This is a genomic window from Microbacterium sp. Leaf161 (assembly GCF_001423645.1).
Classification (GTDB): domain Bacteria; phylum Actinomycetota; class Actinomycetes; order Actinomycetales; family Microbacteriaceae; genus Microbacterium; species Microbacterium forte.
This window is the reverse complement of sequence record NZ_LMOW01000001.1, coordinates 2,074,189-2,099,357: the sequence shown is the minus strand read 5'-3', so window position 1 is coordinate 2,099,357 and position 25,169 is coordinate 2,074,189. Positions and strand designations below refer to the sequence as shown.

24 protein-coding genes are annotated in these 25,169 nt (G+C 68.5%); 5 read left to right on the top strand and 19 right to left on the bottom strand.

All coding sequences use genetic code 11. The annotated features are described in order from the left end of the window. Positions 1-11: 11 nt before the first annotated feature. The 4 genes from ASF87_RS10105 to ASF87_RS10090 form a co-directional block, all read right to left on the bottom strand. Positions 12-1,718 (bottom strand): ABC transporter ATP-binding protein, encoded by a 1,707-nt coding sequence (locus ASF87_RS10105; protein ID WP_056375729.1) that lies wholly within the window; start codon positions 1,716-1,718, stop codon positions 12-14. Next, a complete protein-coding gene (locus tag ASF87_RS10100; RefSeq protein ID WP_056375728.1) occupies positions 1,715-2,680 on the bottom strand; it encodes an ABC transporter permease in 966 nt (321 codons plus the stop codon). Before ASF87_RS10100 ends, ASF87_RS10105 begins: the two co-directional genes overlap by 4 nt. Positions 2,681-2,714: 34 nt before the next feature. Next, a complete protein-coding gene (locus ASF87_RS10095; RefSeq protein WP_056375727.1) occupies positions 2,715-3,719 on the bottom strand; it encodes an ABC transporter permease in 1,005 nt (334 codons plus the stop codon). Positions 3,720-3,805: 86 nt separating this feature from the next. Beyond that, positions 3,806-5,479: an ABC transporter substrate-binding protein gene (locus tag ASF87_RS10090; protein ID WP_042539074.1), complete on the bottom strand. Its 1,674-nt coding sequence runs from the start codon at positions 5,477-5,479 to the stop codon at positions 3,806-3,808. A 167-nt stretch (positions 5,480-5,646) separates the two neighbouring features. Here ASF87_RS10090 and ASF87_RS10085 point away from each other — a divergent pair, with 167 nt between their 5' ends. Then, entirely contained in the window at positions 5,647-6,567 is a 921-nt protein-coding gene (locus ASF87_RS10085) for a sugar kinase (RefSeq protein ID WP_056375726.1), read from the top strand. A 7-nt stretch (positions 6,568-6,574) separates the two neighbouring features. On the opposite strand, the gene ASF87_RS10080 is transcribed toward ASF87_RS10085, so the two are convergent. Genes ASF87_RS10080 through ASF87_RS10060 form a run of 5 tightly spaced genes read right to left on the bottom strand, consistent with a single transcriptional unit; the run spans position 6,575 to position 12,078 of the window. Then, positions 6,575-7,441, bottom strand: coding sequence for a MurR/RpiR family transcriptional regulator (locus tag ASF87_RS10080; protein ID WP_042539070.1), 867 nt, complete (start codon positions 7,439-7,441; stop codon positions 6,575-6,577). A 14-nt stretch (positions 7,442-7,455) separates the two neighbouring features. Continuing rightward, positions 7,456-8,967: a glycoside hydrolase family 3 protein gene (locus ASF87_RS10075; RefSeq protein WP_056375725.1), complete on the bottom strand. Its 1,512-nt coding sequence runs from the start codon at positions 8,965-8,967 to the stop codon at positions 7,456-7,458. Then, positions 8,964-9,797: a carbohydrate ABC transporter permease gene (locus ASF87_RS10070; RefSeq protein WP_042539066.1), complete on the bottom strand. Its 834-nt coding sequence runs from the start codon at positions 9,795-9,797 to the stop codon at positions 8,964-8,966. Before ASF87_RS10070 ends, ASF87_RS10075 begins: the two co-directional genes overlap by 4 nt. Next, the gene (locus tag ASF87_RS10065; RefSeq protein WP_056375724.1) at positions 9,794-10,771 is read right to left on the bottom strand and encodes a carbohydrate ABC transporter permease; all 978 of its coding nucleotides are present in this window, start codon (positions 10,769-10,771) and stop codon (positions 9,794-9,796) included. The genes ASF87_RS10070 and ASF87_RS10065 overlap by 4 nt, the downstream gene beginning before the upstream one ends. Positions 10,772-10,785: 14 nt before the next feature. After that, positions 10,786-12,078, bottom strand: a complete 1,293-nt coding sequence (locus ASF87_RS10060) for a sugar ABC transporter substrate-binding protein (RefSeq protein ID WP_056375723.1) — start codon at positions 12,076-12,078, stop codon at positions 10,786-10,788. 143 nt (positions 12,079-12,221) lie between these two features. Here ASF87_RS10060 and ASF87_RS10055 point away from each other — a divergent pair, with 143 nt between their 5' ends. From ASF87_RS10055 to ASF87_RS10040, 4 genes are all read left to right on the top strand, one after another. Continuing rightward, positions 12,222-13,472 carry an LCP family protein gene (locus ASF87_RS10055; RefSeq protein ID WP_056375722.1) on the top strand — a complete coding sequence of 417 codons (1,251 nt, stop codon included), beginning with the start codon at positions 12,222-12,224 and terminating at the stop codon, positions 13,470-13,472. Positions 13,473-13,489: 17 nt separating this feature from the next. After that, on the top strand, positions 13,490-14,350 hold the full coding sequence (locus ASF87_RS10050; RefSeq protein ID WP_056375721.1) for a spermidine synthase: 861 nt from the start codon (positions 13,490-13,492) through the stop codon (positions 14,348-14,350). Between the two features lie 101 nt (positions 14,351-14,451). Beyond that, positions 14,452-14,979 carry a hypothetical protein gene (locus tag ASF87_RS10045; RefSeq protein WP_056375720.1) on the top strand — a complete coding sequence of 176 codons (528 nt, stop codon included), beginning with the start codon at positions 14,452-14,454 and terminating at the stop codon, positions 14,977-14,979. Positions 14,980-15,075: 96 nt separating this feature from the next. Beyond that, positions 15,076-15,564, top strand: a complete 489-nt coding sequence (locus ASF87_RS10040; RefSeq protein ID WP_056375719.1) for a SprT-like domain-containing protein — start codon at positions 15,076-15,078, stop codon at positions 15,562-15,564. Between the two features lie 51 nt (positions 15,565-15,615). On the opposite strand, the gene ASF87_RS10035 is transcribed toward ASF87_RS10040, so the two are convergent. The 10 genes from ASF87_RS10035 to ASF87_RS09990 form a co-directional block, all read right to left on the bottom strand. Next, on the bottom strand, positions 15,616-16,137 hold the full coding sequence (locus tag ASF87_RS10035; protein ID WP_082508827.1) for a DUF3054 domain-containing protein: 522 nt from the start codon (positions 16,135-16,137) through the stop codon (positions 15,616-15,618). A gap of 137 nt (positions 16,138-16,274) precedes the next feature. Continuing rightward, the gene (locus tag ASF87_RS10030; protein WP_056375718.1) at positions 16,275-16,931 is read right to left on the bottom strand and encodes a 2-phosphosulfolactate phosphatase; all 657 of its coding nucleotides are present in this window, start codon (positions 16,929-16,931) and stop codon (positions 16,275-16,277) included. A gap of 82 nt (positions 16,932-17,013) precedes the next feature. Then, positions 17,014-18,486, bottom strand: a complete 1,473-nt coding sequence (locus ASF87_RS10025) for an ABC transporter permease (RefSeq protein ID WP_056375717.1) — start codon at positions 18,484-18,486, stop codon at positions 17,014-17,016. After that, positions 18,483-19,244 carry an ABC transporter ATP-binding protein gene (locus tag ASF87_RS10020; RefSeq protein WP_056375716.1) on the bottom strand — a complete coding sequence of 254 codons (762 nt, stop codon included), beginning with the start codon at positions 19,242-19,244 and terminating at the stop codon, positions 18,483-18,485. Before ASF87_RS10020 ends, ASF87_RS10025 begins: the two co-directional genes overlap by 4 nt. A 94-nt stretch (positions 19,245-19,338) precedes the next feature. Then, the gene (locus ASF87_RS10015; RefSeq protein WP_056375715.1) at positions 19,339-19,974 is read right to left on the bottom strand and encodes a response regulator; all 636 of its coding nucleotides are present in this window, start codon (positions 19,972-19,974) and stop codon (positions 19,339-19,341) included. Beyond that, complete coding sequence (locus ASF87_RS10010) at positions 19,971-21,146, bottom strand: sensor histidine kinase (protein WP_056375714.1); 1,176 nt, start codon at positions 21,144-21,146, stop codon at positions 19,971-19,973. Before ASF87_RS10010 ends, ASF87_RS10015 begins: the two co-directional genes overlap by 4 nt. A 64-nt stretch (positions 21,147-21,210) precedes the next feature. Then, a complete protein-coding gene (locus ASF87_RS10005) occupies positions 21,211-22,002 on the bottom strand; it encodes a class I SAM-dependent methyltransferase (RefSeq protein WP_056375713.1) in 792 nt (263 codons plus the stop codon). A 42-nt stretch (positions 22,003-22,044) separates the two neighbouring features. Beyond that, the gene (locus ASF87_RS10000) at positions 22,045-23,202 is read right to left on the bottom strand and encodes an AMP-binding protein (protein ID WP_056375712.1); all 1,158 of its coding nucleotides are present in this window, start codon (positions 23,200-23,202) and stop codon (positions 22,045-22,047) included. 16 nt (positions 23,203-23,218) lie between these two features. Continuing rightward, the gene (locus ASF87_RS09995) at positions 23,219-24,130 is read right to left on the bottom strand and encodes a 1,4-dihydroxy-2-naphthoyl-CoA synthase (protein ID WP_042539039.1); all 912 of its coding nucleotides are present in this window, start codon (positions 24,128-24,130) and stop codon (positions 23,219-23,221) included. A 79-nt stretch (positions 24,131-24,209) separates the two neighbouring features. After that, on the bottom strand, positions 24,210-25,169 hold the full coding sequence (locus tag ASF87_RS09990; protein WP_056375711.1) for a permease prefix domain 1-containing protein: 960 nt from the start codon (positions 25,167-25,169) through the stop codon (positions 24,210-24,212).

The following is a 25,169-nucleotide window of genomic DNA, read 5'->3' as shown; positions in this document are numbered from 1 at the left end:
CTCTCCGCGCCTCAGGAGGCGATGTTGAGCTCGTTCCCCGGGATCGACGCCAGCAGGCGGCGCGTGTACGGGTCGCGCGGGTTCGTGAAGATCTCCTCCGACGAAGCCGCCTCGACGAGAGATCCGTCCTTCATCACGCACACGTAGTCGCTGATCAGTCGCACGACCGCGAGGTCGTGCGAGATGAACAGATAGCTGAGCCCGTACTCGGTCTGCAGGTCGCCGAGCAGTGTCAGGATCTGGTCCTGCACGAGCACGTCCAGCGCCGACACCGGCTCGTCGCACACGATCAGATCGGGCGAGAGGGCGAGCGCCCTGGCGATCGCGACTCGCTGCCGCTGCCCGCCGGACAGCTCCGACGGATACCGCCGCAGCATGGACTGCGGCAGCGCCACGTCGTCGAGCAGCTGGCGAACGCGCTTGCGCCTGTCGGCGCTGCTCCCCCGCTTGTAGAAGTCGAGCGGCTCAGAGATCAGGCGCTCGATCGTGAACATCGGGTTCAGGCTCGAGTACGGGTCCTGGAAGATCGGCTGCACCCGCTGACGGAAGTCCTTCGTCTCCGCGCGGTCGAGGGACGCGATGTCCTTGCCCCCGTACCGGATGAGGCCGCTCGTCGGCTCGATGATCTTCAACAGCATCCGCGCCGTGGTGGTCTTGCCGGACCCGGACTCGCCCACGATGGCGACCGTCTCACCCCGAGGGATCGCGAGGGAGACGTCGTTCACGGCGACGAAGTCGTCCTTCTGCCCTCGGACCGGATACACCTTGGTGAGGTGTTCGAACTCGACGATGTGGTCGGCGGCCGGAACCCCGGGCGTCACCTCGTCCGCCAGGGCCGGAGCATCCGCCCCCGGAGCGGGCCGATCCTCGACACGGAACGCCTCCGGCCGCAGGCGCGCTGCCGCGACCGACGGTGCCGCCGCCACGAGCGACTGCGTGTACGGATGCTGCGGCGCCTCGAGGATCTGCTTGGCCGGCCCCTGCTCGACGACCTTGCCCCGGTGCATCACGACGACGCGCTCGGCGCGCTCGGCCGCGAGACCGAGGTCGTGCGTGATGAGCAGCACGGCCGTGCCCAGCTCGCGCGTCATCTGACCGATCTGGTCGAGGATCGTGTGCTGCACGGTGACGTCGAGCGCACTCGTCGGCTCGTCGGCGATCAGCAGACGAGGTTTGCACGCCAGACCGATCGCGATCAGCGCGCGCTGGCGCATGCCGCCCGAGAACTCGTGCGGATACTGCTTCGCACGGCGTTCGGGGTCGGGCAGGCCCGCGGCGCTGAGCGCCTCGACGACCTTCTCCTTCACGTTCTGCCTGGTGGCGAGACCGTGCGCGAGGAGGGTCTCGGCGACCTGGGTGCCGATCTTGGCGACCGGATTCAGGTTGGACATCGGGTCCTGTGGGACGAGGCCGATGTCACGCCCCCTGATCGTGCGCAGCTCGTTCTCGGAGGCACGCGTGATGTCGCGGCCGTCGAGGCGGATGCTGCCAGCGGCGACGCGGCCGCCCCCGGCGAGCAGCCCGATGATGGCCATCGCGGTCGTCGACTTGCCCGACCCCGACTCCCCCACGATCGCGACGGTCTCACCGGGAGCGATCTCGAGGTCGACACCCTCGACCGCGTGCACGACGCCGTCCATGGTGGCGAAGTCGACGGCGAGGCCCTCGACAGACAGCAGGGGCGCGTTCGGCGCCCGGTTCTCGTTCGCAGCGTTCATCGTGCTCTCGTCCTCGGGTCCATGGCCTCGCGCAGCGCCTCACCGAACAGGGTGAAGCCGAGTGCGGTGACCGCGATGCAGATACCGGGCAGGAATGCCAGCCACGGCGCGATGGCGAGCTCGGCCTGCGCGTAGGTGAGCATGCGCCCCCACTCGGCCGTCTCGGGGCGACCGCCGCCGAGACCGAGGAACGACAGCGCCGCCGCGTCGATCACAGCCGTCGCCAGCGTGAGCGTCCCCTGCACGATGACCGGGCCGATCGCGTTGGGCAGCACGTGCGACATGGTGATCTGACCGCGTCCGAGGCCCAGCGTCTGGGCCGAGAGCACGTAGTCGCTCGATCGCTGCTGCAGCATCGACGCGCGCAGCAGGCGCGCGAAGATCGGAACCTGCGACGCACCGATCGCGATCATCACCGCGAAGGGCGTCTGACCCAGGATCGCGGCGATCGAGACGGCCAGCAGCAGGTTCGGCACCGACAGGATGATGTCGACGATGCGCATGATGAGCGTGTCGACCCATCCGCCGAACGTGCCGGCGAGAAGACCGAGGATCATTCCGCCGACCAGACCCAGGGCGGTCGAGATGACACCGATCAGCAGCGACGCCTGCGCACCCCAGATGAGCTTGGAGAGCACGTCGCCGCCGAAGCGGTCGAGGCCGAGCGGGAACTCGGGCAGCTCCCCCGGTCCCGGGATGTGCGTCGGCGTGATGAACTTCGCGCCGGGCAATGCGGTCTCGGGATATGGAGCGAGCACGGGAGCGAGCACCGACACCAGGATGAACACCAGGACGATGCCGGCGCCGATCCAGGCGGTGGGGTTGCGGCGGAGGCGGCGGAACACATCGTGCCAGAATCCGCCAGGGCCCTCTCTGAGCCCTGCTCGGCCGACGGCGACGGTGTCGACGACCTCGCCGCTCGCTGCGGATGGTCCTTGCGCGGGTGGGAGCGAGATGGTCATGACGCCACCCCCTTTCGGAGAACGAGACGGGACATCACTGCACCCGCACTCTCGGATCGATGAAGCTGTACGACACGTCGACCGCCAGGTTGATCAGCGCGTAGGCGATCGCGATGAAGATGATGAACCCCTGGAGCACCGGGAAGTCCCGCGTGAAGATCGCCCTCGCGAGGAAGGATCCGATGCCGGGGAACGCGAAGACGGTCTCGGTGAGCACCGCCCCCGAGATGAGGAGTCCGGTCTGCAGACCGATCGTCGTGATCACGGGCAGCATCGCGTTGCGCAGGATGAAGCGACTGCGCAGAGTCGGCGAACCGACACCCTTCGCGCGGCCCGTGCGCACGTAGTCGGCGTTCTGCACCTCCAGGACACTCGCCCTGGTGATGCGGACGATGATCGCGAGCGGGATCGTGCCGAGCGCCAGCGCCGGGAGGACGAGGTGCATGAGCGCGTCCCAGGACGCGTCGAACTCGCCGGTGATGATGCCGTCCCAGACGTAGAACCCCGTCGGGTGCGTGGCATCTATTCGGGGGTTCTGACGGCCGTCCGAGGGAAGCCACCCGAGCTGCACCGCGAACACGTATTTCAGGATGAAGGCCAGGAAGAACACCGGGATGGTGATGCCCACGAGGCTCAGCACCACCGACGCGTGGTCGGTGAACTTGCCGTGGCGGCGAGCCGCCCAGTAGCCGAGCGGGATGCCGACGCCGACCGCGAAGATGAGCGCGAGAACACTCAGCTCGAGCGTCGCGGGGAAGCGACGGAAGAACTCCTCCGTCACGGGCCGGTTCGTCTGGATCGATGTTCCGAAGTCGCCTTGGAGGAGGCGGCCGACCCAGATGAAGTACTGCTCCAGGATCGGCTTGTTGAAGCCGTAGAGTTCGTTGACCCTGGCGACGGCCTCCGGAGTCGCCTTCTCGCCGAGAAGAGCGACGGCCGGGCCGCCTGGCAGGGCCCTGACCCAGGCGAACAGCAGGATGCTGAGGCCGATCAGAGTGGGAATGAGGAAAAGCAGTCGCCTGCCGATGGTGCGCAGCAAGAGGTCTCCGTTGATCAGAAGGTACGCCGGGCCCGGGCCTCCGCGGCGAGCGCGGAGACCCGGGTGGGCATCTCAGTCGGTCAGACCTACTCGGTGAGGACGATGTCCGTGAAGACCTCGTCGTTCACCGGGCTGGCGGGATAGCTCTCGACGCGAGGGTCGAACGCCAGTGTCGGCGCCGGGTGCGCGATCGGCACACCCGGGATGAACTGCGCGACCATCTCGTTGATCTCCTCGTAGAGGGCCGTCTGGTCCTCGAGGTTGGAGACACCGCGAGCCTCGTTCAGCTTCTGGAACAGCTCGGGGTTGTCGAAGCCCCACTCCGAGCTCTGCTGACCGAAGAAGACGCCGACGAAGTTGTCGGTGTCGTTGTAGTCACCGGTCCAGCCCAGCAGGTGGATGCCGTGGTCGGCCGTTCCCGTGGTGCGGTCGAGGTACTCGACCCACTCCTCCGAGACCGGGGTGGTCTCGACGCCGACCTCGGCCAGCTGCGACGAGAGCACAGTGAAGATCTGCTCGGGGTCCGGCATGTACGGACGCGAGACGTTGACCGGGTAGTTGAAGGTCAGCTTCAGCGGGTTGGCCTCGTCATAGCCTGCTTCTGCGAGCAGTGACTTGGCCTTCTCGGGGTCGTAGTCGTAGGTCGTGACGTCGGGGTTGTATCCGTTGACGGTGTCAGGAACGAACTCGATCGCCTTCTCGGTGCCCTCGGGGAGGACCTGGCTGATCAGCGCATCCTTGTCGACCGCATACGAGAGCGCCTCACGGACCTTCGGGTCCTGCAGCTCGGGGATGGCCTGGTTGAAGGCGAGGTAGAGGATCGTGAAGGGAGGGCGCGACACCATGGTGAAGCCGTCGTCCTCGAGCGCCTTGGTGTCGGCAGGACCCACGAGGTCGTAGCCGTCGATCGATCCGGACTCGAGAGCCTGACGACGCGCGGTCGGGTCGTCGATCGTGCGGAAGATGATCTCGTCGATCTGGCCCGCCTCGCCCCAGTAGTCGTCGTAGGCCTTGAGCGTGACCTGCTCGCCCGGCGCCCACTCGTCGAACTGGTACGGGCCGGTGCCGACCGGGTGACCCATCGCGTACTCGGAGAGCACGGGAGCCTCGGCGGAGCCGCTCACGTCGTCGGCGCCGAACTCCTGGAGTGCCGACGGGCTCTGCATCGAGAACGACGGCAGCGACAGCGACGCGACGAATCCGGCGAACGGCTTGTTCAGGTCGATCGTGACGGAGTAGTCGCCGTCAGGGGTGCAGGACTTGTAGACGGCGTCCGCCGGGCTGTCGGCGTAGCCCTTGAAGAGCTTGTTGTAGTAGTAGCCGAACGCCTCTGATGCCGCGAGGCCGGTCCAGTTGTACCAGCGGTCGAAGTTCGCGCACACGGCCTCGGCGTTGAACGGGGTGCCGTCGTGGAAGGTGACGTCCTCCTTCAGAGTGAATGTGTGGCTCATGCCGTCTTCCGACGACTCCCACGACTCGGCGAGCAGCGGTGCAGGGTCGGCCGTGCCGGGTTCGGTGCCCACGAGGCCCTCGAACATCTGCCGCGAGACGCGGAAGCTCTCGCCGTCCTGGGCGAATGCCGGGTCGAGGCTGGCCGGGTCGGAGGATGCGGCGAACACGAACGTGCCGTCGACATCGCCCGCAGCCTCTCCGCCGTCGTCGCTGCGCTCGCTGGCGACGCATCCCGAGAGGACCAGCGCCGCCAGTGCGGCTCCGGTGACGGCGAGGAGTCCTCGCCGACGCGTGACTGAGTGGTGCATTGTGTGACCTTCCTGTCGAGCGCTACAGTGCGCGTCCCGAAGACATCGTCGACTTCGGAACGGTGATGCCTCGACGCTACCCAGTGCGCATTCCGATGCAAACACCTCCAGGTTGCATTCCTGTTACGGAAGTTACGTGGTCGTGCCCATCCGGTAATGTCCACAACGTGCCCGACACATCTCCCCTCGCCGTCTGCGTCGGCGAGGGCCTCGTCTCTTTCGTCCCCGCCACTGCCGCTCCTCTCGAGGACGTGCGCACCTTTCACCGATCGCTCGCCGGGGCGGAGTGGAACACCGCGATCGCACTGGCATCGGCAGGAATCCGCACCGCTGTCGTGTCCCGCGTGGGCGACGACGGTTTCGGTCGGTTCCTCACGGCCGAGCTGCGCAGACACGAGGTCGACGATTCGGCCGTCGACGTCGACGCCGAAGCCCCGACCGGTCTCTACGTGAAAGAGCTGTCGCCTCGCCCAGACGGCTCGGTCGACGGGACGATGCACTACTACCGCTCGGGCTCAGCAGCCGCGGCGCTGTCGCCCGCGACCCTCGAATCCCCCGCAGCATCCGCCCTTCTCGCTCAGGCGGCACTGGTGCACACCTCCGGGATCACACCTGCCCTCTCGGCTTCCGCCCGTGCTGCGCAGGACGCGCTGTTCGATGCACCCCGCGACGGTCGGCTGCTCAGCTTCGACGTGAACTGGCGCCCCGCGCTCTGGCGCGGACGCCAGGACGAAGGGCGCGCCGTGATCTCGGAGTACGTGCGTCGCGCCGACATCGCGTTCTGCACTCGGCCCGACGCAGAGTCGGTGTTCGGCACCGCCGAGCCGGATCGACTGCGCGAGCTGTTCCCCGAGCCGAGGTATCTGATCGTCACGAGCCCCGACGGCGCTGTCGCGTTCGACGGAGCGGAGCGCACCGACAGCAGGTCGCTCGACGTCCCCGTCGTGGAATCCATCGGAGCCGGCGACGCGTTCGCCGCGGGATTCCTCGCCGGCGTGCTGACCGGGCTCTCCCTCACCGGCAGCCTCGCCCGCGCGCACAGGATCGCGACCAGAGCGCTGGTCAGCACCCGCGATCACATCGACTGATCGGCCCCTACCGGCGGCGGCGAGACGCCGCGGCGTCGTGCGTGAGCTGCAGCGGGATGACCACGGGTTCGCCCCGGTGCTGCACGACGCGCACGAAGAGGATGTCGACCAGCGCCAGCTGCGCGATGCGGCTCGACATCGCGGCCATCCGGAACGGCGACTCCTGCGCGTAGGTGATCAGCACGATGTCGGCGGCGAGCGCGAGCGTCGAGTCGGGCGCGCTCGTGATCGCCACGGACAGCGCGCCCGCGTCTCGGGCGATCTCGACGGCGCGGACGACCTCCTGGGTCTCGCCGCCGTGCGAGAAGGCGATGACGACGTCGTCCGAGGTCCGCAGCGATGCCGTCGTGAGGGCCAGATGCGGATCAGCGGAGTGCGCGACCGAACAGCCGATGCGCGCGAGCTTCTGCTGAAGGTCCTGGGCGGTCAACGACGAGGCCGCCTGCCCGAACAGATCGACGTGGCGGGCTGCCACGACGGCCCGCGCGACCCGGTCGAGTGCGTCCGCATCGAGCCCGCGCGCCGTCTTCTCGATCGCGTCGATCTCTTGAGCTGCGAGCTTCGCGGCGATCGCCGACGGCTCGTCGTCCGGGTCGATCGCCGTGGTGTCGAGGCCGAAACGCGCCCGCTGCGCCTGGGCGAGCGTGACCGTGCGAGCGACAGCGACCCGCAGCTCCCGGTACCCGCTGAAGCCGAGCGACTGCGCGAACCGGGCCACGGTCGACAGAGACGTGTGACAGAGCTGCGCGAGATCGTTGATGGCGAGATCGACGACGAGCGTGGGGTCGCCGAGGATCGTCTCCGCGACCCGTGCTTCTGCAGCACTCAGTCGAGGAACGGATCGGCGCACCAGCGCGAGAACATCGTCGTCCACGGTGTCATCCTGCCTCAGTCAGGCGGGCCTGCGCTGGCGGGCGACTGATCGGCGCGGCGCGAAGCCCCGCCGGTGAGTCGATCTCTGGCGGCCTGAGCACCGATCCTGCTCGCGGATCCGACCTCCACGACGGGAAGAGGCAGTGGCCGCCCGGCCGCGAGTCCGACGTTGACCACAACGGCTTCGGGGTCGCGCAGAGCGGCGCGCTCGACCAGCGAGCGCTGCGCGTCATCGGCGTCAGGGCGATCCAGGAGGATGACCGTCAGCCCTTCGGCGAGGACGGCTCGCTCGAGAGCGGAGTCCTGCTCGTCGATCGACGAACGTGCGACGTCGACACGAACGCGGTGGCCGCCGGCTGCGAGCGTCTGAGCCACATACGCGGACGCGCTGTCGACGGCGAGAGTCGAACGACGGCGGGCGTCGACGACGGCGAGCGCCTCGGCATCCGCGGTTGCGCCGGTGATCGCTCGTCGGACGATCTCCGATCCGTCGTAGTCGACAGGAGGCGCGGTCGTGGCACGAGTGCGAAGGGTCTCGGCCAGACGGGCGACCCGCTGGGCCGCAGCGGCGAGTCGCTCGCGCGGCAGCGAGCCGTCGCTCACCGCCGCGAGGATCCCGTCGCGAGCGGCGAGGAAGTCTCGTCTGTCCTGATCGGGGAGCGTGGCTTCGCCCCGGTTCGTCGGGTTGCCGATGCACAGCAGATCGACGCCGGCCGCCAGGGCGCGTGCGGCGCCCTGGCCGATGCCGACGGTCTCGCGGATCGCCGCCATGTCGAGGGCGTCCGAGATGATGACACCGTCGAAACCCCAGTCGCGCAGCATCCCGAGCACCCGGGGATTCAGCGTCGCCGGTTCTTCCCCCCACGCGGGAACGACGATGTGCGCGGTCATGATGGCGTCGACCCCCGCGGCGATCGCGGCACGGAACGGCTCGAGGTGCACGCGTTCGTACTCATCGATGCCGAGCGAGATCTCGGGCAGCGCGTGGTGCGAATCCAGATGCGTGTCGCCGTGTCCGGGAAAGTGCTTGACGCACGCGGCGACGGCATTGCTCTGCAATCCGTCGACCGCCGCCTGCACGTGTCGGGCGACGAGTTCTTCGTCGCTGCCGAAGGACCGGACCCCTATCACGGGGTTCCGTGGATCCGTGTTCACATCGGCGACGGGCCCGAGCACCACGTTGACGCCGACCGAGGCGACCCGTCGGGCAAGCTCCGCACCGGAGTCCCTCGTCGCATCGACATCGTCGACGATGCCGAGCTGGGCGGCCCCCGGGAGGGTGGAACCGGTCGCCGACTCGAGGCGCGTGACGTTGCCGCCCTCCTCGTCGACCCCGATCAGGGCGTCCGGGTTCGCGCGGAGGATCTCGTCGCTCAGGGCAGGCAGCCCATCACCGACGTTCTGGCTGAAGTACACCGCACCCGCCAGGCCGTCGCGCAGTTCGGCGAGAAGCCAGTCCGGTGCCTCGGTGCCCAGGAACCCCGGCCAGAGCACCGCGTTGGCGAGGCGGACGAGCTCGTCGGTCATCCCTTCACCGCTCCGGCGACCATGCCTGCCGAGAGGCGACGCTGCACGATCACGAAGAACACCATGACGGGGATCGTGATGATCGTCGACGCGGCCATGATGCTGCCCCAGTCGTTGGAGTGCAGACCGAAGAAGGACTTCAGACCGATCGAGACCGTGTACTGGTCGGTCTCGCTGCCGAGGATCGTCATCGCGAAGATGAACTCGTTCCAGGCCGTGATGAAGCTGAAGATGCTGGTGGCCACGAGGCCGGGCATCACGAGAGGCAGCAGGATCGAGCGGAACATCCGCCACCAGCTGGCCCCGTCGATGTACGCGGCCTCTTCGAGCTCGACCGGCACCGCGGCGACGAACCCGCGCAGCATCCAGATCCCGAACGCGAGCGAGAGCGCGACGTAGACGACCATCAGACCGAGGATGCTGTTGAGCAGTCCGAGGCTCTTGACCTGAAGGAAGAGCGGGATGACGAGAGCCTCGAGCGGGACCATCTGCACGACGAGGATCATCATCAGGATGGTCGTGCGGAACTTGAACTTGAACCGGGCGACCGCCACTGCCGCGAGCAGACAGACCAGAGCACTCACCAGAACCGTCACCAGGGCCACGATGGCCGAGTTGCGCAGGTAGGTGCCGAAGCCGCCGTCGGTGAGGACGAAGGCGAAGTTGTCGAACGTGAATTCCTGGGGCAGCAGCGACTGACCGCCGCTGGATGCCTTGGCATCGAACGCGCTGGAGACCATCCAGTACACGGGGAACAGCGTGAAGATCAGGACGGCGGCGATCGCGATGCCGGTGCCGAGGCGCGACATGGCGGACGGGCGGGGGTTCACAGCTCGTCCTCCTTCATCAGGGAGCGGATGTACACGATCGTGATTCCGATCAGCACGAGGGTGAGCAGCACGGCGAGGGCGGCGCCGAACCCGTAGCGGTTCTGGCCGAAGGATTCGACGTACGACCAGACGCCGAGGTTGAGCACCGACCGGTTGCCTCCCCCACCGCCCGGCATGAGGTAGACCTGCGCGAAGACCTTGAAGTCCCAGATCGTCGACAGGATGATGACGACCGAGAAGACGGGCTTGAGCGTCGGGAAGATGATCTTCCAGAAGCGCATCCAGGCGTTCGCCCCGTCGAGCGCGGCCGCCTCGAGCATCTCCTTCGAGACGCCGAGGAGACCGGCGAGCACCGTGATCGCGACGAACGGGAAGCCGTGGTGCACGACGTTCAGCAGCACGATCGCGTAGAACGACCACTGGTTGGTGAACCAGTTGACCGGTTCGTCCATCAGACCGAGGTTCTGCAGGGTGGTGTTGAAGATGCCCCGGTCGGCGTCGAAGATGAACGTCCAGACGTAGGTGCCGGTGACGGCCGGCATGGCCCACGCGACCATGATGCAGCTCGAGACGATGGTGCGCCAGACCGTGCCCAGCTTGGCGAGCAGGAGCGCGACCAGCGTGCCGACCGCCACCGTGACGAACACGGCGACAGCGGCGAAGCCGACGGTGTTCGGCAGGACGACGGTCCACAGCGTCGGGTTGGTGAGCGCCTCGACGTAGTTGCCGACGCCGATCCAGTTGTTCTCGCCCGTGTTGATCTCGCGCAGACCGTAGTCCTGCAGCGAGAAGATGAAGACCTGGATGAGCGGCCAGAGCATGAGCACCGCGAGGATGACCAGCCCGGGAGCGAGAAGAAGCCAGGGGCGGGCCGTGAGCAGCGAGAGTCCTCGCCGCCGGGGCTGGCCGCCGGCCACGGAGGCGGAGGGGGACTCCGCCTTCGTGGCCGGCAGTGGCGCTTGCACCATCGACATGAAGGGATACAGCCTTACTTGTTGAGCAGCTCGGTCATCTCGGCTGCGGCATCCTTCGTCGCCGTGGCGACGTCCTTCTGCCCGCCGAGGATCGCCTGGATCATCGAGTTGGTGGTCTTCTTCGCCTGGACGGCTCCGAAGTTCGGGGTGACGGGCACGGATGCGCCGCCCTCGACCATCTGCTGTGCGAACGGAGCGACGAGCGGGTCGGTCGAGGCGAGGGCCTCTTCCATCGCCGACTGGACGCCCGGGAAGTAGCCGGTCTCATCAGCCCACTGCTCGGCGAACTCGCCCGTGGTCATCAGCTTGACGAACTCCCACGCGAGGTCGGCGTTCTTCGTCGTGTTGAAGACCGACAGGTGCGAGCCTCCGAGCACGGACGGAGCGATTCCGCCGTCCTCGCCCGGGATCACTGCCGCGCCGATCTTGCCGTCGAGTTCGGGGTTCGCCTCGATCAGCGCCTTCGGGGTCCACGAGCCTGAGAGCATCATGGCGACGTTCCCCTGCGTGAACGAGTCACGGAGGTCCGTCTCCTTCCACGTGGTGGCGCCGGCCGACGAGAAGCCGTGCTCGGTCGCGAGTCCGGTGTAGAACTCGATGCCGGCCTGCGACTCCTCGCTGTCGAGCTCGCTCGTCCAGGTCTTGCCGTCGAGGGTCGCGACCTCGCCGCCCGCGCCCCAGACCCAGGGGTACACCTGGAACTCGGCGTCGCCCGCGACGGGGAACGGCAGCATGTCGGGCTTGGCGGCCTTGATCGCCTCACCGGCGGCGACGATGTCGTCCCACGTCTTCGGAGCCTCGAGACCGAGCTCCTCGAACACGTCGGTGCGGTAGACGATCGAGCGGACACCGGCGTACCACGGCATGCCGTACAGCTCTTCGTCGTAGGTGCCGGCGACCGCGAGACCCTCGACGAGGTCGTCGCGCAGGCCCTTCTCAGCGTCGACGTACTCGTCGAGCGGCTCCAGGGCACCTGCGTCCGCGAACTCCGCTGTCCAGGTGGTGCCCGTCTCGGCGATGTCGGGCGTGGTGCCGCCGGCGATCGACGTGACGAAGCGGTCGTGAGCGTCAGCCCACTGGATCTCCTCGATCTTGACCGTGGCCCCGGTCTCGTCTTCGAAGGCGCTCGATACCTCGTCGTAGAACGCAGTCGCGTCGGGGTTCGTGCCCTTCATGATCCAGACGGTGAGCTCCTGGCCCTCTCCGTCGACGGCTCCGCCGGTGTCTGCTCCGCCACCGGCACAGGCCGCCAGGCCCAGTGTGGCCACGGCGCCCAGCGCCATGACCGGAAGAATGCGCTTGTGCATCAGGGATCTCCTCTTTGAACGTCCTGGCGGCATCGGGTGCCTACCACGTAGGAAAAAGTATTCATCACTAACTAATTCCCTGCAAGTTATTCTCGGAAACGTCATGCGGCCGTAACATCGGCCTCCGCGGGTAGGCTCTCGGCATGTCAGGGGCCCTCGACGACGCGAACCGCTCGACGGTCGCGCGCCACGCGGATCTTCCTACGCCCAGTGCGTTCTCGACTCTCTTCAGACTCCTCGGAGTCGCCCTGGCAGCGATCCTCGTCTCGTCCGTCGCGGTGGCGGGCTTCGTCGCCGCGGACGTGCTGAACCGGGTCGGCGAAGGTGCGGTCACCCTCGAGGACGACGTGGAGGTGGCTCCTCCGTCGCTGGGCGCGTACCCGAGCGACGAGGCCTTCAATCTTCTCATCGTCGGGACGGACGAGTGCGGAGAGGTCTCGACGAAGATCCTCGGCGATCGATGCGCCCAGAGCGACCAGGGAGCCCTGAACGACGTGACCCTCCTGGTCCACGTCTCGGCGGCGCCTCGCGCAGTCACCGTCGTGTCGTTCCCCCGCGACCTCGGGCTGGAGGTGCCCGAGTGCGAGAGGGAAGACGGTTCGACCGCGTCGGGGATGTCGAAGGGCCGGATCAACGAGGTCTTCGAGCACGCCGGTGTCTCGTGCGTCGCGAAGACCGTGACCGATCTCAGCGGACTGCCGGTCGAGTTCGCCGCCAAGATCAGCTTCGACGGCGTGATCGCGATCACCGATGCGATCGGCGGAGTCGACGTGTGCGTCGCGGGTGAAGGCATCCACGACACCCTCGCCGGTGTCGACCTGCCGGTCGGCACGCACACGGTGTCGGGCGCCAGCGCCCTCGCATTCATCCGCACACGGCACGGAGTCGGCGACGGGAGCGACCTCGCCCGCATCTCGAATCAGCAGCAGTACATGTCGCGACTGGCCAAGAAGATCCTGAGCGCCGAGACGCTGACCGACCCGTCGAAGGTGCTTCGGCTGATGGACACGGTCGCCGACAACATCGTGCCGAGCGAGTCGCTGAGCAACGCCCTGACCCTCACACAGCTGGCGCTCGCCCTGAAGGATGTCGAGTTCTCGGACTTCGTGTTCGTGCAGTACCCGAACCTGACGGACCCGGAGGACAGCGACAAGGTCGTACCCGATTACGACGCCGCGGCCCCGCTCTGGGCGGCGCTCATCGCAGGAGAGCCCATCACGCTCGCCGGTGACGTCGCGACGCATCGGAGCGTGGAGCTCGCGACGCCGCCGCCCGTCGACGAGCCGGTCGAGACGGCGACCGAGGCGCCGGAGGCGCGGGCGACCCTCCCCCCGGAGATCTCGGGGCAGACCCTCGACCAGGAGACCTGCTCGGTCGGCGTCCAGGCGGAGTGAGCGCGTAGTCTCGGAGGATGGGCAGGACGCGCGCGAAGGACACCGAACACCCGCAGGCCCGCCTCGACCACGGAGGCATCGCCCGTATCGTGCCGTCGGAGTTCACCACCGGGTTCGAGCTCATCGTCGACGACACCCCGCAGTCGCACGTCGACCTCGATGACCCCACGCACCTGCACTTCGAGTACATCGTGCGCATGGGCGCAGTCATCGACCAGCTCGCGGGCGGCCCCCTCACCGCGGTGCACCTCGGAGCGGGAGCGCTGACGATCCCCCGCTACATCGAGGCCACACGGCCCGGTTCGCGGCAGCAGGTGATCGAGCTCGAGGCTCCGTTGGCCGCACTCGTGCGCGAGCATCTTCCGCTGCCGAGAGGCGCGTCGATCAGACTGCGGATCGGTGACGCCCGCGAAGGCGTCCGCCGTCTTCCGCCGGCCATCGCCGGCAGCTGCGATCTGGTCGTGTCCGACGTCTACTCGGGCGCCCAGACGCCTGCCCACCTCACCAGCATCGAGTTCTACCGCGAACTCGCCGAGCTGCTCGCACCGGGAGGCGTGCTGCTCGTGAACGTCGCCGACGGCCCCGGCCTCGCCTTCGCTCGACGTCAGGTCGCGACGATCGCGGAGGTGCTTCCCGAGATCGGCGTCCTCGCCGACACGCAGGTGCTCAAGGGCCGCAGGTTCGGCAACCTGGTGATCGCGGCGTCTGCCGCTCCCCTCCCGACCGAATGGCTGCCGAGGATGCTGGCCGCCGGACCGCATCCGGCGAAGATCGCCCAGGGCGCCGAGGTGACCGCGTTCGTGCAGGGTGCACGCGTGGTCACGGATGCGGATGCCGTGGCCTCGCCTCGCCCGGATGCCTCGCTGTTCCTCCGCTGAGCACCTCGATCGAGATCGGATGCGAGGACGCGGGGCGTGCCGCCCCGACGACGGCGCCGTCGCGAGGCACACTTGACGGGGGACGCTGCGGAAGGAGAGCAATGAGTTTCATCAGAGGCTATGACCACGAGAGCCTTCGCGAGCGCGTCGATCTCGATGAGTGTGCGGCACGACTGGAGGAGATCGACGGTCAGCGCAGCCTTCCGGCCCTGCTCGAGCGCGTCTGGCTGCTGAAGGTGCTCGACCGCCTGGACGAAGCCCTCCCCCTCGCTGACGAAGCCGTGCGACAGGCTCGCATGGCCGGAACCCGCAAGGACGTTCTGCGTGCCCGGGTGCTGCACGCCACGATCCTGCAGTACCGCGGCGCGCACGCCGCCGCCGCACAGGAGCTCGCCACGTGCGCAGCCGAGGCGGAAGGGCAGCGCTGGGTCTCGATCGCGGCTTTCGCCCATCACCACCACGGCAAGAACGCCTACGAAGCCGGCGACTACGAGACGGCCCGCGAGAGCTTCAAGCAGTCCCTCTTCCTGCGTCGTGAAGCGGGAGCCCAGGACGGGGAGCTCGAGACGGTGCTGCTCGCGATCGAAGCCGCCGAGCGGCGGCGTACGACCCAGCTCGTCGCGGGCTGACGGTGCATCGAGCCGGCTGACGCTGCGCTGAGCCGGCTGACGCTGCGCTGAGCGGTCCGACGCGGCGATGTCGGCGGTATGGCTTAGCCTGATCGCATGGCGGAACTTGACCGGGTGCGCGTCTGGGGCGAAGCACTGATCACGATGCACCTCGACGACAGCTGGTCGTTCGGTTTCGACCACGCCAAGCGCCGGGCGGGGCAGTGCGACTACACGAAGAAACGCATCACCGTGTCGCGATATCTGGCAGCCCGGTTCGAAGACGACGAGATCCACCAGGTGCTGCTGCACGAGGTGGCGCATGCGCTCGCCGGTCATGAGGCCGCGCACGGCGCGACCTGGAAGCGCGTGGCCCGGGACCTGGGTTATGTCGGCGGAACGACCCATCACGGCGAGACCGCTGTCGAGCTCGCGCCGTGGGTGGGCAGATGCCCCGCAGGTCATGTCACGTACCGGCACCGGCGCCCGTCACGCGCCACGTCGTGCGCGCGCTGCTCGCGCTCGTACGACGCCCGTTTTCTCTTCGACTGGACACGTCGCGAGATCTCGGCCGACACGAAGCTCGCCGCCCAGATGTCACGCTGACAGCGTCGACACGCTGCGAGGTCGGAATCACGTCGCGTAAGGCCGATGCCGTCAGCGCGGTTGAGTTCCCGTCTCGGGATCGGCCCCGGGCGCTGACTCTGCCTGTGGGCCGTCCTCGACCTGAACCTCGTGTTCGGCGATCTCGTCGTGCACGACTCCATCGACCGGATCCGCGTCGTCGGAGTGTTCGGGTGACGCACCGCTGTCGCTCGTGCGCCCGGCGCGCCGGCGTAGGAGCGCCGCCGCGGCGCGCCAGCCGAGGAGGAAGACTCCGAGCACGAGTGTCGCGACGATGATGAACGCGATCTGAGCGGTGTCTCCCGTTGCGACCCGCAGCAGGAGTCCCCCCGCGACCGTGACGAGCCAGACGACGGCACCCCATCCGAGCGACCACGGACGACGCGGCCGGGCCGGCAGCAGAGCCGCCACGACGTGCCCCACCAGCAGCGCGACGATGAAGGGCCAGGCGGTGATCAGGAACCCTCCGGGGCTCTCGCCGTGCGAGGCACGGCCGATCACGGCGAAGACGAGCACCAGGACGGCATCGACGATGAATGCGGGGACGAACCTCATGCCACGACCCTATGTCGCACGAGGCGAAACCCGTGCCGAGTGCGCGGCCTGTTGCCGACCGCACTGCGAAGCGACGCCGGCGAGCACACATTCGCGGGCTTCCCGCGATCTCGTCGTCGCGAGCCGGAACGAACCGGTCAGTCGAACGCGACGAAGACCCCATCGCGCAGCACGGGCACGGCAGAGATGGCATCGAGCTCGGCAGCGCTCGACGTCGTCGTCGGGACCACGCCGGAAGCCCGCATCCGATCGGTCGCGGCGACCCCTTCTGCGAGTTCGCGTGCCGATCCGCTGGCGCTGACCATATGGCGCAGCGCCCTCTTCAACGCTCGGAACCCCTCGGCTGCCACGGCCGCGTCGGGCGCGGTGTGGTCGATGCCCAGATCGGTCAGTGCAGCGATGATCGCGCCGGCACCCAGGTGGTCTTCGACTGCGAACCGCACTGCACCGTCGGCGTCGGCCTCGCCCGCCGCGATCACGCTCACCGATGTGCGCGCCTGATTGCGGTCCTGCAGCGTGGCGATCGCTCGCGCCACCGCCGAGGCGTTTCGGAGGCTTCCGATCAGCACCACGGCATCACCGGCACGGGTGGCGACCGCGGCGCCATTACGAGACCACCCACGTGCGTCGTCGAGCGAGACCGTGGACCCGGCGGCGACCGCATCCGCCACCGTGGAGGAGAAGCGGAGCACGTCGACGACCACGACGACGTCGGCCGGAGCGAGGCGATCGAGCCCTTCGACGCCCCAGTCGAGGCGCACCTGATACGTGGACTGGTCGAACGGAGACGGCATCCGTCCAGCCTAGAGCGACCGGATACGCCAGAACGCTCCGATGACCGATTCGGTCACAGAGCGTGCTGGCGCACGGCTGCCGTCAGTCTGCAGCGAGCGCGTCGACCGGCGCCACCCGCGTGGCGAGACGGGTCGGCGTCGCAGCAGCGACCAGGGTCAGCACAGCGGTCGCCGCGACGATGATGACGACGGGCAGCCACGGCACGTGAGGTGCGACGAGCCCGGCGGGCTCGAAGTCGGGCAGGGTCGGCACCGATCCGAGCAGCGACTGCGCCGCGATCCATCCGTAGGCGACGCCGAGGATCAACCCGGTCACCGTTGCGGCCACCGTGATGTGCGCGGCCTCCAGCAGCACCATGCGGCGCACCTGCCCGTTGGACAGACCGATCGAACGTAGGAGACCGAGTTCGCGGCGACGCTGCACGACGCCGATCGTCAGGAGATTGACCAGGCCGACCGCGGCGATCACCGCCGACACGGCGACGAGCACCATCATCACCGACGCGAAGGCATCGAACGGGGTGAAGAACTCGGCGGGTGTCTCGCCGTCGACCTGACCGATCAGCATCTGCTTGACCGATTCGAGAGCGACGGCGAACATCGTGACGAGCGTGACCCCCATCACCACGCCGATCACCATGCGTGAGGAGCGCTCCGGATAGCGGAGGGCATTCTGGGCCGCGAGCCGTGCGGTGGCACTCGAGCCGAACATCCGACCCACCAGACGCAGCACGGGCGGCATGAACAGCACCGATCCGAGCGCGAGTCCTGTGAAGGACAGCAGTCCACCGAAGAAGGCGACGACCACTCCGAGGGGATGCGCGAGCCCCACGACGACCCCCGCCGCCAGCAGGACGCTGCCGGCGCCCAGCAGCACCCACGCACCGATGTGACGTCCGGGGCGGGACATCTCCTCGTGGCTGCGCTCGACCGATCCGCCGATCGCCTGCAGCGGTGTGACGGCGAGCACGCGTCTGGATCCTGCCCAGGCCGCAGCCCAGGTGGTGAGGGCGACGCCGATCACGGGCAGTGCGATGAACGGCTGCGCGAGGGAGAAGCCGGTCGGCACGTTCTCGATCAGTCCGGAGCCGATCTGCACCCCGACAGCTGCGATCGCGAGGCCCGAGAGCAGACCCAGTGCCGCGCCGATGACGCCGACCACGAACCCCTGCCTGCCGACCTGCGCCCGCTGCGAGCGCGCAGTCGCGCCGATGAGGCGCATCAGCGCGATCTGACGAGTGCGCCCCGCGATGATCGTCGAGAAGGTGTTCGCCGTGACGATCGCCGCGACGTACATCGCGACACCCGTGAGGAGCACCGAGAGCAGCCCCACCACGAACGCGAGCGTCTCGCTGTCGCCGATGAACGGGTCGGCCTGCAGCACCGCTCCGAGATAGGCCGTGGTCTCGACCAGCACCACACCGAAGGCGGCCGAGAGCGTCGCGACCAGGATGCTGGCTCCCATGCCACGGTCGCGCAGCCATGCCAGGCGCGGACCCGTCGCAGACGTCTGAGCGACGACCGTGCGGACCGGAGAGTCGATAACGGCGCTCATGCCGCGACCTCGGCGGCGAGCATGTAGGCCGAGATCTGCTCAGCGCTCTGACGCGGATGATCGGCGACGATCCGCCCGTCGCCGAGGAACAGCACCCGGTCGGCGTAGCTCGCCGCGATCGCGTCGTGCGTGACCATCGCGATCGACTGCCCGTGCTCGCGGCTCGCGGTCGCGAGCAGCTGCAGCACCTCGCGTCCGGTCTTCGAGTCGAGGTTGCCGGTCGGCTCATCCGCGAAGACGAGGTCGGGCGCGGTGGCGAGAGCGCGGGCGATAGCGACCCGTTGCTGCTGACCGCCCGACAGCTGATGCGGTCGGTGATGCAGCCGCGATCCGAGACCGAGCGTCTCGATCAGACCATCGATGCGCGCCTTCTCGATCGCGCTCGGTCGGCGTCCGTCGAGCTCGAACGGCAGCATGATGTTGCCGAGGGCGGTGAGCGTCGGCACGAGGTTGAACGCCTGGAAGATGAACCCCACTCGGCGCCGGCGAAGGATCGTCAGGTCGAGGTCTCCGAGCTCGGTGATCTCCGTGTCGCCGATCCAGCTCCTCCCCTGCGTCGGGGTGTCGAGGCCGGCCATGATGTGCATGAGCGTGGACTTTCCCGAACCGGACGGACCCATGATGGCGGTGAACTGCCCGCGGCGGATGCCGACGCTGACGTCGTCGAGCGCGTGGACGGTGCCCTCGCCGGATCCGTAGGTCTTCGTGAGGTGCTGGACGCGGGCTGCGAGCCCGAGGTCGGTGGTCGTGATCTCCATGCCTTCGACGCTACGGACGGCTGGTGCCCCGCCGCGTCGCCCTGACGACGCATCCGTCTACATCGCAAGGATGATCCCGCGGGCGCTCGTCCGGTCAGGCGAGCCCGTGCTCGAAGGCGAAGACCACGAGCTGCACGCGGTCCCGCAGGGTGAGCTTCGTCAGGATGCGACTGATATGGGTCTTCACGGTCGCCTCGCTGAGGTACTCGCGAGCGGCGATCTCAGAGTTCGACAGACCCCTGGCCGCGAGCGCGAAGATCTCCCGCTCGCGGTCGGTGAGCGCGGAGAACTGCGCGGGCACCGGCTTCGGCTCCTCGGCGAAGTGCTCGAACAGCTCACGGGTCGCAGACGCGGCGATGACGCTCGACCCCGAGTGCACGGTGCGGATCGCGGCGAGGAGGAACTCGGGGTCGGCGTCCTTGAGCAGGAATCCGCTCGCCCCCTGACGTATGGCGCGCGCGGCCGCCTCATCGAGGTCGAAGGTGGTCAGCATGACGATGCGCGGCGGGTCGGGCTGAGCGAGGATCTCGGCGGTCGCGGCGAGACCGTCCATGACAGGCATCCTGATGTCCATCAGCACCACGTCGGGTCGAGTCGCGCGCACGAGAGCGACTCCCTCGCGGCCGTCTCCCGCCTCTCCGACGACGTCGAGGTCGGGCTGCGAGGCGAGCAGCATGCGGACTCCGGCGCGGAACAGCGCCTGATCATCGACGAGGACGACCCTGATCATGCGACTTCTCCGATCGGGAGCGAGGCGGCGACGACGAACTGTGCGCCCTGACGCTCCGCCTGAAGGCTACCTCCGACGAGCTGAGCCCGTTCGCGCATGCCGATCACTCCGTGGCCGACGCCGATCTGCGGCTGCTCGCTGCCCACGATGTTGCGCACCCCGATGTCGACGCGATCAGGAAGCCAGGCGAGATGCACATCGACCGCCCCGTCGCCGTGTCGGATGGCATTGGTGAGCGCCTCTTGCAGGATGCGGTACACCGCGAGCTGGATCGCCCCCGGCGGCTCGCCGGGAGGCATCGGGTCGACGGTGATGCGAGGCTCGACGCCTGCCTGTCGCACCTGCGCGAACAGCGCTTCGAGATCTGCGAGCGTCGGCTGCGGGCCGTCGCCCTGTCGGTGGCGCAGCTGGGTGAGCAGCAGACGCACGTCGCTCAGGGCGCTGCGAGCGGTCTGCGCGATCGTTCCCAGCGCCTCGGTGGCCATCTCGGGCTTCGTGACCGCCGCGTACCTCGCCCCGTCTGCCTGGGCGATCACCACGGCAAGCGAGTGCGCGACGATGTCGTGCATGTCTCGGGCGATTCGCACTCGCTCCTGCTCCTCAGCCGCGAGCGACTCCGCCTCCAGCTGGGCGGACCGTGTGCGTCGGGCGCGGAGGATGACGCGCCACAGCAGGCCGCAGACCCACGCGAAGCCGAGAGCGAGCACCGAGACGACGAGGAGCAGCGTGCCGGTGGTCAGCTGATCCCAGCCGCTGGTTCCGGAGGTCACGCCGGTGACGACCACCAGGTAGACCGCTGACACGAAGGCGCCGAACAGCGCCGAGCCGAATCCCCACCACAGCACGACCCGCGATCCCCACGCGGCGGTCGCATAGAGCACGAGGAGGATGGCGACGTCGATCGGCAGCGGCCCGAATCCGGAGAGCATCTGCACGATCGCCCCTGCCCAGGCCGCGGCGAGAGCGAGCCCGGGAGCGAGCCTGCCGATCGCGACGCCGCCGAACATCAGGATGCCCGCGATCACAATCGCCGCGACCGCGGCACCGTCGATTCCCTGGCCGATCGTCCCAGGACCGTAGAACACGACGGAGAAAGGAGTGAGGATGCTGAAGAGCAGCGTCGCCCCGACGATGTCGAGCACGAGCGCCGTGCGGGAGAGCGGGCGGATCACTCCCCCACGCTACGCGGCACGGCGTCCGCCTCGCATCCGCCTGCAGATGTATCCGCGGAGCGCGTCAGGCGCGGGCGATGATCTCGCCGTGCGGCACGAGGTACCACCCGTCGCCGTCGGCGGCCCAGCGCTTCCACGCGTCGCTGATCGCCTGCAGGTCGCTCGACGTCGCCATCCCGCTGTCGACCAGCTGCCGCGCGAGCGCCGACTCGAGGATGCGGTCTGCCCACATTCCGCCCCACCAGGCTCGATCCTCCGGGTTCGCGTACGTCCAGTTGGAGGTCGTCACCGTGATGTCGTCGAAGCCGGCCGCCCGCGCCCAGGCGAGGAGGCGACGCCCTGCATCGGGCTCGCCGCCGTTTGCTCGTGCGGCGCGGCGATACAGGTCGAGCCAGTGGTCGAGCTCCGGGAGCATGGGGAACCAGATGAAGCCCGCATAGTCGGCGTCGCGTGCCGCCACGACACCGCCGGGTGCCGCGACCCGACGCATCTCGCGCAGCGCCTGCACGGGATCGCCGACGTGCTGGAGCACCTGGTGCGCGTGCACGACGTCGAAGGTGTCGTCGGCGAAGCTCAGCGCATGCACGTCTTCGACCGCGAAGTCGAGGTTGTGCAGACCTCTGCTCGACGCGAGATCGCGCGAGAGTGAGAGCGCGCTCTCATCGATCTCGGTCGCCGTCACGTGGGCGACGACGCCGGCGAAGTCGACCGTGATGCTGCCGGGCCCCGCTCCGACGTCGAGAAGCGTGGTGGTCTCGGCGAGGTGCGGACGGAGGTACTCCGCGGAGTTGGAGATGTCGCGGCTGCTGTGGGAGCGGAGGACGGTCTCGTGATGCCCGTGGGTGTAGGTGGCCATGCCTCAGTCTGGCAAGAAACCCTCGTCCGACCGAATCGACCGTCAGTGCAGTTCGAGGACGGCCCGTCTGATCGACTCGCGATCCGGCTTGCCGGAGGCCAGCACGGCGAGCTCGTCGACCATGATCAGCCGCACGGGACGCGCATGCTTGCCGAGCTCCTCCGCCACGAGATCCCGCGCGTGCGAGAGCTGCTCGGCCTCGCTGCGCCGCAGCACCTCGCCGCGCGGCGCGACGATCACCGAAGCCTCGCCCCATCGCTCATCCGGCACGCCGACGACCACGGCGCCCGTGAGTCCTGGAACGCTGCGGACCAGCCGTTCGACGCGGTCGAGGGAGATGTTGATGCCGCCCGAGACGATCACGTTGTCCGCGCGACCGTGCACCCGCACCACTCCGTCGTCGAAGAGCCCGAGATCGCCCGTGTGGTACCACCTGATGCCGTGCTCGTCGCGCGAGAAGTTCTTCGCGGTCAGCTCCCCGTCGCCGAGGTACCCGTCGGCGAGCATCGGACCGGCGATGCGCAGCTCCCCGTCCACCGTGCGCACCGCGACCGTATCGAGGGGAACGCCGTCGTACACGCATCCGCCGCAGGTCTCGGTGGAACCGTACGTGCGGACGAGCCGGACGCCGAGATCGGCGGCCCGCTCCCGCAGCGGCTCGGGCAGGGACTGCCCTCCGACGAGGATCGCGCGGTAGGCCTGCAGCGCGGCCCGCACCGGTCGGTCGTCGGCGGCGTCGAGCAGTGTCGACAGCTGCGCGGGCACGAGAGACGTGTACAGCTCGGGGATCGCTGCGGAGCCTCCCGACGGACGGAGCATCGACAGCGTCGCATCGGCGAAGGACTCGGGTGAGAACCGACCGCCGAGCGCGACCGGGTGCGTACCGGCGATCAGCGACCTCACCAGAACCTGCAGCCCCGCCACATATCCGGCCGGGAGCGCGAGCAGCCAGCGTCCGCCGCCGACCCTCGCGGTAGTGGCCTCGACGCTCGCCCGCAGCGCCTCGCCGCTCAATGCCACACGCTTGGGGACGCCGCTGGAGCCGGAGGTCGCGATCACCACGGCCGTGCCGTCCGGCACCGATCTCGGCGCGTCACCGAGCATCCCGAAGCCGAGCGCCGGCCCGCCGTCGAGCGCCCGCGCCAGGGCGTCGCGCAGTTCGGCCGGATCCTCGGCATCCGTCGGCGTCAGCGCGACCATGTGCGTCTCGATCCGCTCAGTAATGCCAGGGGAACGACGACCAGTCGGCGTCGCGCTTCTCGAGGAACGAGTCGCGGCCCTCGACCGCCTCGTCGGTGCCGTAGGCGAGACGCGTGGCCTCGCCCGCGAACACCTGCTGCCCGACGAGCCCGTCGTCCACCGCGTTGAATGCGAACTTCAGCATGCGGATCGCCGTGGGCGACTTGGTGAGCACGGTGCGCGCCATCTTCAACGCCTCGCGCTCGAGCTCGGCGTGCGGAACGACCCTGTTCACGGCTCCTGCTTCGTAGGCGCGCTGAGCCGAGTACTCCTCCGCGAGGAAGAACACCTCGCGTGCGAACTTCTGCCCGGTCTGCCTCGCCATGTACGCCGAACCGTAGCCGGCGTCGAAGCTGCCCACGTCGGCATCGGTCTGCTTGAACCGCGCCTCCTCGGCCGAGGCGATCGTGAGGTCGCAGACCACGTGCAGCGAGTGCCCGCCGCCCGCCGCCCACCCGGGGACGACGGCGATGACGACCTTGGGCATGAAGCGGATGAGGCGCTGGACCTCGAGGATGTGCAGGCGACCGGCCCGCGCGGGGTCGTGCACGGTCGTCTCGTCGTCGGAGTACTTGTAGCCGTCGCGGCCGCGGATGCGCTGATCGCCGCCGGAGCAGAACGCCCAGCCGCCGTCCTTCGGACTCGGACCGTTGCCCGTCAGCAGCACCGCGCCGATGCGGGGGTTCTGCCGTGCGTCATCGAGCGCGCGGTAGAGCTCGTCGACGGTGTGCGGGCGGAAGGCGTTGCGCACCTCTGGGCGGTTGAACGCGATGCGGGCGACTCCGCCGTCCGTGCTGACGTGGGCGGTGATGTCGGTGTAGTCCTCGGCACCGGGCGCGAGCACCCATTCGTCCGGGTCGAACAGGTCTGAGACGAATGTGCTGGTCACAGCATCCAGCCTATTCCCGCCGGGGTTGCAGACGCAGACGGCGTCGCCCCGAAGAGGCGACGCCGTCTGGGATCTGCGGTCAGGGTCGGCGGGCACGAGCCGTCTTGATCCATCCGTCCACGATGTCCCAGATCGGGAAGGCAATCAGGCAGAAGCCCGTGATCACTGTGAGGATCCGCATGGTCTCGTCGGTCACCCCGTTGTCGGTGAAGACGAAGCTCAGGAACTCGGGGTTGATCAGTGCTCCCTGCAGCAGCAGCGTGATCGACCAGGCGGCGAAGACCGCGGCGAGCAGTGTGTTGACCACCGCAGCACCGACCGTCCACCGTCGCTTCGCGTAGACCACGACCGCCAGCAGCGCCTCTGCGGCGAACAGCACGAAGAAGAACGTGATGCCCCACGGCCAGAGCCCCGGGTCGAGAATCGCGATCGGATCACCGCCGGTCGGGAAGAAGCCGAGGAGTGCGTCCCAGAACACCGCGCCCACGCCGAGCAGCAGGAAGATGATCGATGCGATCGCATCGGCCCGCCCCGCGCCGTTCTGCGTCGGCTCGGGGAGCTGGTCGACGCTCCACTTCACGCCGGTGTCCGTGCCGGCGCGCTCCAGGATGACGAAGACCAGCGTCACCCAGAATCCGATGTGCACGACCGAGCCGAGTGTCGCGACGACTGCGGTGCCGATGATCTCGCCGGTCGGAGCACCGTCGAGCAGCTGCCCGAGGACCACTCCTCCGAAGACGCACACCGGGACGATCCACAGCAGCAGCTTGAGCAGCCGCCACCAGACGAGGTAGTACTTCGGCCCGATCAGATGCAGTGGACGGTCGGCGTAGCCCGCCGCGAGGATGCCGGGGTCGCCGAGCTCGGAGAGGACGGCGCGCTCGGCGGCTGAAGGGGTCTCCCCCTGTTCGAGTTTCGCGTCGATCGCATCGGCGATCGACGCTTCGAGCTCTGCCCGGACGTCGTCCTGCACCTCGGGCGTGAGGCTGCGGATCGTGGCGCTGATGTAGCGCTCGGTGAGCGTGGCTGTCGTGGTCAT